This is a genomic window from Streptomyces sp. NRRL S-920, assembly GCF_000717945.1.
GTDB lineage: Bacteria > Actinomycetota > Actinomycetes > Streptomycetales > Streptomycetaceae > Streptomyces > Streptomyces alboniger.
Window position 1 is genome coordinate 1 of the sequence record NZ_JODF01000005.1, and the last position, 12,745, is coordinate 12,745.

Annotated in this window: 9 protein-coding genes; 4 read left to right on the forward strand and 5 right to left on the reverse strand. The window is 72.7% G+C overall.

Annotated elements, in window-relative coordinates:
- Positions 1-197: 197 nt before the first annotated feature.
- Both IG54_RS0105465 and IG54_RS0105470 read left to right on the forward strand, forming a co-directional pair.
- Complete coding sequence (locus IG54_RS0105465) at positions 198-1,148, forward strand: protein phosphatase 2C domain-containing protein (protein ID WP_030777990.1); 951 nt, start codon at positions 198-200, stop codon at positions 1,146-1,148.
- Between the two features lie 123 nt (positions 1,149-1,271).
- Entirely contained in the window at positions 1,272-3,014 is a 1,743-nt protein-coding gene (locus IG54_RS0105470) for a pyruvate dehydrogenase (protein ID WP_030777992.1), read from the forward strand.
- Between the two features lie 30 nt (positions 3,015-3,044).
- On the opposite strand, the gene IG54_RS0105475 is transcribed toward IG54_RS0105470, so the two are convergent.
- On the reverse strand, positions 3,045-6,128 hold the full coding sequence (locus IG54_RS0105475) for an alpha-mannosidase (protein ID WP_030777995.1): 3,084 nt from the start codon (positions 6,126-6,128) through the stop codon (positions 3,045-3,047).
- A gap of 176 nt (positions 6,129-6,304) precedes the next feature.
- Here IG54_RS0105475 and IG54_RS0105480 point away from each other — a divergent pair, with 176 nt between their 5' ends.
- Positions 6,305-6,790, forward strand: coding sequence for an ATP-binding protein (locus IG54_RS0105480; RefSeq protein ID WP_078593770.1), 486 nt, complete (start codon positions 6,305-6,307; stop codon positions 6,788-6,790).
- Between the two features lie 32 nt (positions 6,791-6,822).
- On the opposite strand, the gene IG54_RS0105485 is transcribed toward IG54_RS0105480, so the two are convergent.
- Positions 6,823-7,884, reverse strand: a complete 1,062-nt coding sequence (locus tag IG54_RS0105485) for a DUF2637 domain-containing protein (RefSeq protein WP_030777999.1) — start codon at positions 7,882-7,884, stop codon at positions 6,823-6,825.
- Between the two features lie 187 nt (positions 7,885-8,071).
- Positions 8,072-8,938: a (2Fe-2S)-binding protein gene (locus tag IG54_RS0105490; protein WP_030778001.1), complete on the reverse strand. Its 867-nt coding sequence runs from the start codon at positions 8,936-8,938 to the stop codon at positions 8,072-8,074.
- 138 nt (positions 8,939-9,076) lie between these two features.
- Here IG54_RS0105490 and IG54_RS0105495 point away from each other — a divergent pair, with 138 nt between their 5' ends.
- Positions 9,077-9,811 (forward strand): GntR family transcriptional regulator, encoded by a 735-nt coding sequence (locus tag IG54_RS0105495; RefSeq protein WP_051819292.1) that lies wholly within the window; start codon positions 9,077-9,079, stop codon positions 9,809-9,811.
- Positions 9,812-9,961: 150 nt separating this feature from the next.
- On the opposite strand, the gene IG54_RS0105500 is transcribed toward IG54_RS0105495, so the two are convergent.
- A complete protein-coding gene (locus tag IG54_RS0105500) occupies positions 9,962-10,723 on the reverse strand; it encodes a hypothetical protein (protein ID WP_030778005.1) in 762 nt (253 codons plus the stop codon).
- 185 nt (positions 10,724-10,908) lie between these two features.
- On the reverse strand, positions 10,909-12,624 hold the full coding sequence (locus tag IG54_RS0105505; protein ID WP_030778008.1) for a PucR family transcriptional regulator: 1,716 nt from the start codon (positions 12,622-12,624) through the stop codon (positions 10,909-10,911).
- Positions 12,625-12,745 lie beyond the last annotated feature (121 nt).

Below are 12,745 nucleotides of genomic sequence, written 5' to 3' on the forward strand. Positions count from 1 at the left end.
CCGTTCCACCCTCCACCCTCGTCACCCCCGCCCCCTGGGAACCCCCCACCGGGCCCACGGGCCCGGTGACCTTCGGGGCGGGGGCCGGGCCGGTGGCGGGGGCGCCGGCCCGGCCGCCCGTGCCAGGGTCGCGGAGGCCCGGGGCGCCGAGGGGCGAGGCTGCCCCGGCGCCCTTCGGTTCCGGCGGTCCCGCCTACGTGGGGGACCGGCCACCCACCTACGAGGCCGAGCCCACCGCCCTGCCCGCCGCCGACCCCGACGATCTGGGCGATCTCGTCGCGGACACCGTCCTCGACGGGGCGCGGTACGGCTCGTCCACGCTGCGCGCGGCCTCCGTGCGCGGCGACTCCGCCCGCTACCGCGGCGAGCCCCGCCGCGACTCCCTGCTGACCGCCCGCTTCGGCACAGGAGAGGACGCCCTGGTGCTCGTCGCCATGGCCACCGGCGCCCGGGCGACCCCCGGCGCGCACCGCGCGGCCGCCGAGGCCTGCGAGTGGATCGGCAGGGCCGTGGGGCGCAGCCATCAGCGGCTCGCCGAGGACATCAGGGCCGCCCGGCGCGGAGACCTGAAGTCGGGCCTGCACCGCCTCACCGACCGCAGCCTCGGCAAGCTCCGCGCGCACGCGGTGGACCTCGGGCTCCAGCCGGACGAGTACGCCGCCTCCCTGCGCTGCCTCCTGCTGCCCGCGGACCCCCAGTGCCGTACGCGCGTCTTCTTCGGCGTCGGCGCGGGCGGCCTCTTCCGGCTGCGCGAGGGCGAGTGGCAGGACATCGAGCCGCGCGTCGCCGACGCCACCGGCGAGGCCGTGGTCGGCTTCGGCTCACCGCCGCCCCAGACCCCCGAGGGCGACCGTCTCACCATGGACCTGGGCATCACCACACCCCCGAGCCCCTACGAACCGGCCCCGGAACCACCCCGCGACCCCTTCCGCTTCCGGGCCTCGGTCGCCCGGCCGGGTGACACGCTCCTGCTGTGCAGCGGCGGCCTCGCGGAACCCCTGCGCGGCGAGCCCGAGCTGGCCGAACACCTCACCCTCAGATGGCAGAAGAGCGGCCCGCCGGGGCTCGCCGCGTTCCTGGCCGACATCCAGGTCAGGGTCAAGGGGTACGCCGACGACCGCACGGCCGCCGCGGTCTGGGAGGCATGACCGCCGCACCTGTGAATTCATGGAGCAAAGGGTCCAAGCGGTTACAAGGGGCCCAAGGGGTTACAAGAGGCCCAAGGGCTCCATGATGCCCAAAGGTTCCAAGGGTGAAGAGGTGCGTACCGCATGGCCAAGCAGAACGTCGCCGAGCAGTTTGTCGACATCCTCGTCCGGGCGGGCGTCCAGCGCCTGTACGGAGTGGTCGGCGACAGTCTCAACCCGGTCGTGGACGCCATCCGCCGCACCAAGGAGATCGACTGGGTCCAGGTGCGGCACGAGGAGACCGCCGCCTTCGCGGCCGGCGCCGAGGCCCAGATCACCGGCAAGCTCGCCGCCTGCGCGGGCTCCTGCGGTCCGGGCAACCTCCACCTCATCAACGGCCTGTACGACGCCCACCGCTCCATGGCCCCGGTGCTCGCCCTCGCGTCGCAGATCCCGTCGAGCGAGATCGGCCTCAGCTTCTTCCAGGAGACGCACCCCGACCGGCTCTTCCAGGAGTGCAGTCACTACAGCGAGCTGATCTCCAGCCCGAAGCAGATGCCCCGGCTGCTCCAGACCGCCATCCAGCACGCCGTCGGCCAGTCCGGCGTCAGCGTCGTGTCGCTGCCCGGCGACATCGCCTCCGAGCCCGCCCCGGACAAGGCCGCCGAGACCGCCCTGGTGACCTCGCGGCCCACCGTGCGCCCCGGCGACGAGGAGATCGACAAGCTCGCGAAGATGATCGACAAGGCGGGCAAGGTCACGCTCTTCTGCGGCAGCGGCACGGCGGGCGCCCACGCCGAGGTGATGGAGTTCGCCGAGAAGATCAAGGCCCCGGTGGGGCACGCGCTGCGGGGCAAGGAGTGGATCCAGTACGACAATCCGTTCGACGTCGGCATGAGCGGCCTGCTCGGCTACGGCGCCGCGTACGAGGCCACGCACGAGTGCGATCTGCTGATCCTGCTCGGCACGGACTTCCCGTACAACGCCTTCCTGCCCGACGACGTCCAGATCGCCCAGGTCGACGTGCGCCCCGAGAACCTCGGCCGCCGCTCGAAGCTGGACCTAGCCGTCTGGGGCGACGTCCGCGAGACACTGCGCTGCCTCACCCCGCGCGTCTCGCCGAAGAAGAACCGCAAGTTCCTCGACAAGATGCTCAAGAAGCACGCGGACGCCCTCGAAGGCGTCATCAAGGCGTACACCCGCAAGGTCGACAAGCACGTCCCGATCCACCCCGAGTACGTCGCCTCGGTCCTGGACGAAGTCGCCGCCGACGACGCGGTGTTCACCGTCGATACCGGCATGTGCAACGTCTGGGCGGCCCGCTACCTCACCCCCAACGGCAGGCGCCGCATCATCGGTTCCTTCAGTCACGGCTCGATGGCGAACGCCCTGCCGCAGGCGATCGGCGCCCAGTTCGTCGACCGCAAGCGCCAGGTCGTGTCGATGTCGGGCGACGGCGGCTTCTCGATGCTGATGGGCGACTTCCTCACCCTCGTCCAGCACGACCTTCCGGTGAAGGTCGTCCTCTTCAACAACTCCTCCCTGGGAATGGTCGAGTTGGAGATGATGGTCGCCGGACTGCCGAACTACGGCACGGCGAACCACAACCCCGACTTCGCCGCCGTCGCCCGCGCCGCCGGGGCCTACGGCGTCCGCGTGGAGAAGCCCAAGCAGCTCGCGGGCGCCCTGAAGGACGCCTTCGCGCACAAGGGCCCGGCGCTGGTCGACATCGTCACCGATCCCAACGCCCTCTCCATGCCACCCAAGATCAGCTCGGACATGGTGACCGGCTTCGCGCTCTCCGCCAGCAAGATCGTGCTGGACGGCGGGGTCGGCCGGATGGTGCAGATGGCCCGCTCGAACCTGCGGAACGTGCCGCGGCCCTGACCCGGACCCCGGCCGCCCCCGCCCGGCGGCTCAGGCGGGACGCAGTCGCAGCGTGACGATCTGGAAGGGCCGCAGCGCCAGGGTCAGACCGGCCTCGCCCGTGTCCGCCTCGCGCAGCGGCCGTTCCATCAGGTCCGTCACATCGGCCCGCGCCACCGGGAACGACGTGCTGAGCGTGGCCGCGGCCCGCCCGCCGCGCGACTCGTAGAGCCGTACGACGACATCGCCGCTGCGGTCGTCGGCGAGCTTGACCGACTCGACCGTGACCGCCGGATCGTCGACGCTCACCAGCGGCGCGAGGACAGGCGCGTCGGCCACCCGCAGCGGCAGGTTGAGCGCGAGCCCCTCCGCGACCGCGTCGCCCGTCGCCGCGCCGGGGAGCAGGGCGTACGTGAAGCGGTGCGCGCCCTGGTCGGTCTCCGGATCCGGGCTGTGCGGGGCCCGCAGCAGCGTCAGGCGCACGGTGGTGCCGAGGACGCCGCCGTGCTCCGTACGCGTCACATCATGGCCGTACGTCGAGTCGTTGAGCAGCGCGACGCCGTACCCCTCCTCGGCCACCCGCAGCCAGCGGTGCGCGCAGATCTCGTAACGCGCCGCGTCCCAACCGGTGTTGGCGTGCGTGGACCGGTGGACGTGGCCGAACTGGATCTCGGCGGTGGACCGTTCGGCGTGCACGTCCAGCGGGAACGCGGCCTTGAGGACCTTCTCCGACTCCCGCCAGTCGACGTCCGTGACCACGTCGACGCGCCTGCTGCCCGCCGCGAGCCGGATCTCCTGCGTGATCCGCGAGTCCCCGAACGCGCGCACCACCCGCACGGCGACCCTCGACGGCCCGTCCTCGACCAGCTCGACGGAGTCCGCGTCCGTCAGGTCGGTGTGCCGCCGCCGGTAGTGCCGGTCGAGGTCCCAGGCGTCGTAGCGCGTGGGGTGGTCGGGGTGCAGCTGGAGGAGGTTGCCGGGGGCCGCGAGCACCTCACGGTCCGCGGCGAGGTCCCGCACGGAGATGAGGAGCCCGGCCGCGTCGACGGTCACGCTCAGCCGTTCGTTGGTGAGGACGATCGTGTCGCCGGTCGTGTGCGCGGCCACTCCCGGACCCGGTGCCACGGCGCCGTCCAGACTCCGTGTGCCGAGGGCGGGGACGTCCACGCGCACCAGCGTGCCGTCCCCGCCGTCCACCACCTCGCTGCGGGCGTACGGCGAGGCGTTGAGCACCGCGGGCCCGCCCGCGCCGAGCGCGCGCACGGCCGACGCGGTGATCCCGTCCAGCTCGGCCAGCACCCGCCCGTAGGTCTCACGCGCCTCCCGGTGCACCCACGCGATCGACGAGCCGGGCAGGATGTCGTGGAACTGGTGCAGCAGGACCGTCTTCCACAGCCGGTCCAGCGCGTCGTACGGATAGGCGTACGCCGGATCCCGTACCGCCGCGGCCGTGCACCACAACTCCGCCTCGCGCAGGGCGTGTTCGCTGCGGCGGTTGCCGCGCTTGGTCGCCGCCTGAGTGGTGTACGTCGCCCGGTGCAGCTCCAGATACAGCTCGCCCGACCAGACCGGGGCGTCGGCGCCGTACTCCTCCTCGGCCGCCGCGAAGAACGCCGACGGCTTCTCGATCTCGACGCGCGGCGAACCCTCCAGGGACCTCAGGCGCCGCGCCCGCTCCATCATCTCGCGGGTCGGACCGCCCCCGCCGTCCCCCCAGCCGAACGGCACCAGGGAGCGGGTCGCCCGCCCCTTGTCCGCGAAGTTCCGCTCGGCGTGGGCGAGTTCGGCGCCGTGGAACTGTGAGTTGTACGTGTCCACGGGCGGGAAGTGGGTGAAGACCCGGGTGCCGTCGATGCCCTCCCACCAGAAGGTGTGGTGCGGCATCTTGTTGGACTGGTTCCAGCTCAGCTTCTGGGTGAGGAACCAGCGAACACCCGCGAGCTTCGCCAACTGCGGGAAGGCGGCGGTGTAACCGAAGGAGTCCGGCAGCCAGATCTCCTCGGTCTCCACGCCCAGCTCCTCGCGGAAGAACCTCCTGCCGTGCGTGATCTGCCGGGCCAGCGCCTCACCGCCCGGCATGTTGGCGTCCGACTCCACCCACATCGAGCCGACCGGCGCCCACGTCCCGTCCGCGACCGCCTTCTTGATGCGCTCCCAGATGTGCGGCTGGTGCTCCTTCACCCACGCGTACTGCTGGGCCTGCGAGCAGGCGAAGACCAGCTCCGGATACTCCTCGGCCAGCGCCGTCACATTGGCGAAGGTGCGCGACGCCTTGCGTACCGTCTCGCGCAGCGGCCACAGCCATGCCGAATCGATATGCGCGTGACCGGCAGCCGATACGCGGTGGGCGCTCGCGTGCGCGGGCCTGGCGAGCACCCCGGCGAGGGCCGCGCGCCCGGCCGCCGCCGTGCCCGGCACATCGTGCAGATCGAGCGCGTCGAGCATGTCCTCAAGGGCCCGGAGGATCTCGTGCCGCCGCGGACGGTCGGATTCCAGTTCGCCCATCAGCTCGGAGAGGACCTCGATGTCCAGGGTCAACTGCCATACGTCCTCGTCCAGTACGGCGAGATCGGCAGACGCGAATCGGTAGATCGGACTAGTACTTGCGGTCAGGATGTCGCCCAACGGCGTCGGCATGAAGTCGTGCAGAACAGCCGGATTGGCCGCCGCCTCCAGAAGGAGGTGCACCGGCTCACCACCCCGTGCGGGGGAAGCCACCGGAATATGCCGATTGCGCGGGTGAACTCCCTTCAGCGGGACGCCCGCCGCGTCGTACACCAGCCCCTCCGCCTGGAACCCCGGCCCTTCCTCCGTGAACCCGGGGTCGATCACCACCTCGACGCGGCGCCCCCGCCACTCCCGCGGCACCTGCCCTTGGAGGCGGAACCAGCTGGTCGACCAGGGACTTCCCCATGCGCTGCCGGCCTCGAAGGGTTCGTACGACGCCTCCAGAGCGGCCGATACGGGTACCGTTCCCCACGCTCCCGGCTCCGCTCGACCAGGGGAGGCCCCACTTCCCGGCGCGTGCCAGACGGAGAGGGCGAGTGGCACCTTGTGCGGGTACTGGGCGGGACGGATGAACTGGCGCAGCGCCCGCTCCAGGCGGCCTTCCACCAGCAGTCTGTCGTCATGCACGGAGGCTCCTCGAACGCTCGGTGGCGGGGGTCCACCGCTTCACTTCCCCTCAGCGCCCCGGCACACCCCCGCCATTGGTTGATGATTCGACAGGAGTGCCGTCATGGGGCCGGGGCATGCATTCCGTGAGGTTGTTCGACCAAGGAGGCAAGGTCATCGCTTGGTGGGCGGGGGTCATGACGAGGCAGTCAGGTAGGAGCGGCCCGGGGGGAATCGGGTCCTCTTCACCGAACGTACGGGACGAGATCGCCGAGGGAGCGCAGGCCGGACCGGACCGGGCCCAGCTCACGCGGAGACTGGGGAGGTCCGATCTGTCGGCGGTACCCGAGGTCAGGGCCGCCCTGAGGGAATTCTTGAGACGCTGGGGGCAACCGGCACGGGCCGACATAGCCGAGCTGCTCACCAGCGAACTGGTCACCAACGCACTGGTGCACACCGATCACGACGCGATCGTGACCGCGAGCCTGGGCCCACGCGGGCTGCGCGTAGAGGTGCGGGACTTCGTGGGCCGCCGCCCCGAGCCGCGGGTACCGAACGCCGACGACGGTACGAACGGCAGGGGCCTGGTCCTCGTGCAGTCCCTCGCCGACGCGTGGGGCGTGCGCGCCCACGGGGTGGGGAAGGCGGTGTGGTTCGAGCTGAACGGCGGCGGCACGGCGTGAACCCTGCCGCCACCGCCAGGACCCGGGTGTGATCAGCCGAACTGCTGCTCCAGGTCCTTGAGCTTCTGCTCCAGCGAGTCGAGCCGGGGCAGGGTCTGCGTGTCGTCCTCGGCCGTGAGGTCGACGGTGACGGGGGTGGCATTCTCGGCGTCACCTCTGACGGCCTGGAGGGAGGGGCGGGCGCGTACCGGCAGCTCTTCCTGCGGCGTCGCTATAGCAGGGTCCGCGCCGACCTGCGCGGACCCGGCGGACGCGGAGACAGCCTGTACCTCGACCTGCCTGCCGCCCCGGGCGTAACCCCGGTGGCCGCGGCTGATGGCCTTGAGCCGGGCGCGCTCCAGCTTCTCGTGGTCGCGCCTCTGTAGCCGCGTGCGCTCCTTCTCGCGGCGGTCCTCCCGCACCTCCTCCACGGCCTCGTCCAGCGTGCGCACGCCTTCGAGGAGCATCAGCGACCAGGCGCCGAACGTCTCCCGGGGCGCGCGCAGCCACCGCACGATACGGATCTGCGGCAGCGGACGCGGCACCAGACCCTGCTCCCGCAGCGCCGCCCGGCGTGTCTGCTTCAGCGCGCGGTCGAAGAGCACCGCCGCCGACAGTGACATCCCGGCGAAGAACTGCGGGGCGCCGGCATGGCCAAGACCCCGTGGCGCGTGCACCCAGTTGAACCAGGCGGCGGCCCCGGCGAACGTCCACACGAGCAGGCGCGAGCCGAGCGCCGCGTCGCCGTGGCTGGCCTCGCGCACGGCGAGGACGGAACAGAACATGGCCGCGCCGTCGAGGCCGAACGGCACCAGGTACTCCCAGCCGCCGGAGAGGCTGAGATTCTGCCGGCCGAAGCCGACGAGGCCGTGGAAGGAGAGCGCGGCGGCCACCGCCGCGCAGCAGAACAACAGCACGTAGGACGCGGTGCCGTAGATGGCTTCCTTGCGCCTGCGGCGCTCCTCGCTGCGTTCCCACGAATCGTCGCCCGCGGCCTTCGCTGCTCTGTCGTGGCCTCGCTTGCCGCGCGCGAGCACCGCCACCGCCACCAGCATGCCCAGGAGCAGGACGCCGCCGGGGAGCAGCCAGTCCAGCGATATGTCGGTCAGTCTCATCTGGGGTCCCTTGCATCGCGGTAGGGCGTTTCGGCGCCATAGTGACCCGATCCCGACGACCCTCAGGAGGGTTTCGGGACAAGAGAACGCCAAGGGGGTGCGAGGGAGTGCGCAGAACGCGATTTAGCTCGAACTGACGCTTGATGACTGGCCGTTGCGTTCGATTAAACAGGCCCGAAGGGGTGGTTCAGCCGGACGTGGCGGCGGTGGCGCTCAGCCGCGCGACCCGCTCCGCGTCGCAGGTGCGCGGGCAGGTGACGCAGGTGTCGTCGGGGCGCAGCGTGTAGAACATGCAGCAGCTTGCCCGGTCGCGGGTCGGCAGCGTCTCGCCGTTCGGTCCCGTCAGCTCCCGGAAACCGGCCGTGCCCACGTACGGCTTCGTGGCGCCCGGCAGCAGCCGCTCCAGCTCCGTCATGGCGCGCCGTTCCTCGCCGAGGAGGTGCGCGATGTACCAGAGGCCCTCGACGATCTCGTCGGTGGCCGCGCTCCACAGGGCGCGCGAACGGCGCCGCATCCGGGGGCCGAAGCCTTCCAGGAGCGGGCCGAGGTGCTCGGCGGCCGCCGCCCGTACCTCCGCGCGCAGTGCCTCCTCGTCGGGGACGACGCGGGCGCCGGGCAGCGCGGCGGCGGGGTCGCCCGGCAGGCAGGCGAAACCGTCCGTGCGGACGGCCATGCGGCCGAGGGCCCGGTGGAAGGAGACGTTGGCCACCGGCAGGCGCGGGACGCGGCGGTGCAGGAACCAGGGGACCGTGATCAGCAGGGTGGCCGGCCAGGCGTACCGGTGCAGGCCGAAGCTCGCCACCACGTCGGGGCGCGCCTGGGTGCCGTAGTCCTTCAGGACCTGGGCGTTGTCCCACGCGAGGAACGCGTCGAGGTCGGCCCCGCCCTCCGCGAGCCGGGCGGCGGTGACCCAGCCGCCGCCCTGGGGGGCCTGTTCCCCGGCGCCGAGTTCGGTGACGCGCAGTCCGGGAAACACCTCGGTGAGGCGGGCATAGGAGTCCGCGACGGCGCTGGGGGCGCTCTGGGCGGGCGCGGCCAAGGTGGGAACGGACATGCGAGGACCACCGAATCGCGATCGATTGCAGGTAAGCCTTACCTTACCCGACGTGATCGAGGTTTCAACCGCGGTCTCGTCCGCCTATGGTGCCTCTCGTACCTTTCACAGCAGGCGAAGGCGGGGCGGGCGGACGTCGTGGAGCAGACCGGAGCGCGCGGGGCGGATCCCCTCGCGGGGACGCCTCGCGCCCGGGTGCCGGAACAGGCGGGCCGCGAGGCCCGCGGTCCCGCCGCGCGCCGGACGGTGCGGCGGAACTCCGTACGCGGACAGATCCTCGACGCGCTGCGGGCCGCGCTGGTGGGCGGCGAGCTGACGCCCGGCGAGGTGTACTCGGCGCCGGTGCTCGGTGAACGCTTCGGCGTCTCGGCGACGCCCGTGCGCGAGGCGATGCAGCAACTGGAGATCGAGGGCGCGGTCGAGGTCGTCCCCAACCGCGGCTTCCGGGTCGTCGAGCGCGGGGCGCGGGAGCTGGGGGAGCTGGCGGAGGTGCGGGCGCTGATCGAGGTGCCGGTCATGCTGCGGCTCGCCCGTACGGTGCCGACCGCGCGGTGGTCCGAACTGCTGCCGCTCGCGGAGGCGACCGTGACGGCGGCGGCGGGCGGCGACCTCGCGCGCTACGCCGAGGCCGATCGCGCCTTCCACGGCGCGATGCTCTCCCTCGCGGGCAACCGGCAGCTGGTGCAGGTCGCGCAGGACCTGCACCGGCGAGCGCAGTGGCCCCTCGTCAGCGGCCCCGTCTCGGCCCGCCGGGCGGACCTCGTGGCGGACGCGGCGGAGCACATGTCGCTGCTGGAGGCGTTGATCGCCCGGGATATCCCGGTGGTGTCCACGCTGGTGAGCGAGCACTTCGCGGGGGCGGGCGGCCTCTGATCTGCCTGGTGGTGGCTGTCCCTGTCCCGCCGCTTCTCGGCGGATTCCTCCCACCCACCCACCCGTTACCCCGCGTCGGCGTACGTCGAGTGACCGCCCCTCCTCGCCCGTCAGTGCGGGTGGGAGAGATCCGGCGGGAGGGCAGGGGGCCTAGGTCGCCGGGGTCGGAGGTGTGAGGTGGGGGGTGAGCCACGCGGGGACGCCGCCCAGCAGGCGGAAGAGCCGCGCGGCCTCCGCACGCAGCCGCGCCGCCTCCGGTTCCGGCTCCGCGTCGGCGAGCGCGGCCAGCGCCGGCGCCGTGCCGACCAGATAACCCAGCTCCTCCCGAAGCCGCAGCGACTCCGCGAACCCGTGCCGCGCCTCCGCCAACTCCCCGTCCCGCAGGGCGAGTCCGGCGAGGTGGCGCCAGGTGAAGGAGAGCAGGAGAGGATCCGCGTGCGCCGTGGCCCCCGCGTGCGCCCGCCGGTACGCGGCCTTCGCGGCCTGCGCCGAGTCGGCGATGTGCTCCGCGATCAGCCCGCGGCGGAAGTCGAGCAGCGGCCGCCCCGCCGCGTTCGGAGCGAGCAGCGCCGCCGCCCTGCCGAGCGCCGTACGCGCCTCGTCGGCCCGGTCCCGTACGCCCAAGACCGTGGAGGCGTAAGCGAGTTGGCCCCGCTCGCACGCCGCAGCCCCGCGGTCGTCGTCGTCCTCGGCCAGCGCCTCCGCGGTCCGCAGGGCGTCCTCGGCCTCGCCCCAGCCGTCCCCGGTGAACAGGCACCGCTCGACGAGCAGCGCGGCCCGCTGGAGCGCGGGCGCGGCCCCGGCCCGCGAGGCGAGCAGCGCGGCCGCGTCGGTCCAGCAGCCGCGCGAGCGCAGCCGCCATACCGCGGTCTGGAGTGGATCGTCCCCTGCAATCGTTCCGGTACCAGACATGGCGGTATGCGCCACGTTGCCCTCCCCGAGCACCCCATTGAGCTGTTGAGTCGTGGGCGAATCTCAGCATGGATGGCGGGGTCCGGCCAAGAGGCTGGGTGAAAGAATTCACAAAGGGCGGGAGCGGGACGGGACTTGGGCCGTCCGGAGTCCGGACGGCCCGGCCCGGGCACATCCGGATTTCCTCAGCTCATGCGCAGCGCGAGGAAGAAATCGAGCTTGTCCTCGAGGCGCGAGAGGTCACGACTCGTCAACTGCTCGATACGGCCCACCCGGTAGCGCAACGTGTTGACGTGCAGATGCAGTCGCGCGGCGCAGCGTGTCCACGAGCCGTCACAGTCGAGGAACGCCTCAAGGGTGGGGATCAGCTCCGCCCGGTGCCGCTGGTCGTACTCCCGCAGCGGGTCGAGCAGCCGTGCCGTGAACGCCCGGCGCACGTCGTCCGGGACGAAGGGGAGCAGCAGCACGTGCGAGGCCAGCTCCTGGTGGCCGGCCGCGCAGACCCGGCCGGGGCGGGCGGCGGCGACGCGGCGGGCGTGCCGCGCCTCCTCCAGGGCGCCGCGCAGCCCCTCCGCCGAGTGGACGGCCGCGCTGACGCCGAGCGTGAGCCGCCCGTCGCCGTCGAGGCCCGCCGACAGCGGGTCGCGGACCGACGCCAGGAGGGCGTCGGCGAGCAGGCCCGTCTCGGAGCCGTCGTGCTCCGCCGAGACCGCGGGGAGCGGCACCAGCGCGATGGCCTCGTCGCCGGTGTGCGCGACCGCGATCCGGTCGGAGGGCTCGGGCCCGGAGGACAGGGGGCCTCCCGCGCCCGAGTCGGTCCGCAAGCTCAGGGAGGGGTCGACGAGGATCTCCTCCAGGAGCGACTGGGCCACCGGTCCGCCGTCGATGTCACCGCCGTCCCACTCGACCCGGGCCACCACGACCTGCCAGTGCGGGGCCGCGCCGAGCCCGGGAAGCAGCACGGGCGCGGCGACCCGCAGACGTGCCGCGATCTCCGCGGGGGCCGCGCCCGTCTGCACCAGCTCGAGGACCTCCTGAGCCAGGCGGCGCCGCACCGTGCGGGCGGCGTCGCGCCGGTCCCGCTCCACCGCGATCAGCTGCGTGACGCCCTGCAACAGGTCGAGCCGCTCCTCGGGCCAGTCGCCCGCGTCGGCCTCCACCGCGAGCACCCAGTCGGAGAGCACCGTCTCGCGCAGGTCGCGCGAGGCGGCGCCCGCTCCCCGCCCACTGGTCCGAATGGGGAACAGCGAGTACGTCACCCCGTCCACCGAGACGCGGTACGGTCCGCGCCGCCCGGTGCGCGAGGCGGCCAGGTGCTCCCCGGCGAGGCGGGCGCAGACGGCTCCGGGCAGGGCCGTGCCGCCCGCCGTCGATCCGGCGATGGGCCGCCCGGCGGGGGAGAGCACCCAGGCCCGCAGGTCCAGGTCGGTGCCGAGCAGGTCGAGTACGACATCGGGGCCGCCGCCCGCCGGGCCCGAGGTCATCAGACGCCGGTGCCGGTCCACCACCGCCGCCAGGTCCCCGGCGCGCTCGCCGGACACCTGACGTACGACGTGTTCGGTGATCGTCGCGAAGGCCACGGATTCGTTGACCGCGAAGAGCGGCAGGCGGTGGCGGGCGCAGGCCTCGACGATGTCGTCGGGGATGTCGCCCAGCTCGGCCTCGCCGGCGGCCAGCGCGGCCACTCCGGCGCTCGCGAGGATGCGTACGAAGGGTTCGGTGTCCGAGGCGTCGCGGCGCCAGGCGAGGCCGGTGAGGACCAGCTCGCCGCCCGCCAGATAGCGGCTGGGGTCCCGCAGGTCCGTGGTCATCACACCGCGCACGGTGCGGTCCAGCTCGTCCTCGCCGCCGAGCAGCCGCAGGCCCAGCGCGTCGGTGTCCAGGAGTGCGCGCAGCCGCATGGTGTCGTCGCCGCCGATCTGTCTCGAATGGTGTGTACAAACATGTGCGCTCCGTAGCGCCGGGACCCTGTGCCGCAGGGCGTCTCCGGTTTCCCGGGGGAATCCGCGAGGTTACTGGGGC

Bases quoted from the DNA above. Each gene is read 5' to 3' on its own strand.
- IG54_RS0105490 (WP_030778001.1), bottom strand. From the start codon at position 8,938: ATGTCCGTTCCCACCTTGGCCGCGCCCGCCCAGAGCGCCCCCAGCGCC.
- IG54_RS0105500 (WP_030778005.1), bottom strand. From the start codon at position 10,723: ATGTCTGGTACCGGAACGATTGCAGGGGACGATCCACTCCAGACCGCG.
- IG54_RS0105470 (WP_030777992.1), top strand. From the start codon at position 1,272: ATGGCCAAGCAGAACGTCGCCGAGCAGTTTGTCGACATCCTCGTCCGG.
- IG54_RS0105485 (WP_030777999.1), bottom strand. From the start codon at position 7,884: ATGAGACTGACCGACATATCGCTGGACTGGCTGCTCCCCGGCGGCGTC.
- IG54_RS0105505 (WP_030778008.1), bottom strand. From the start codon at position 12,624: ATGCGGCTGCGCGCACTCCTGGACACCGACGCGCTGGGCCTGCGGCTG.
- IG54_RS0105480 (WP_078593770.1), top strand. From the start codon at position 6,305: ATGACGAGGCAGTCAGGTAGGAGCGGCCCGGGGGGAATCGGGTCCTCT.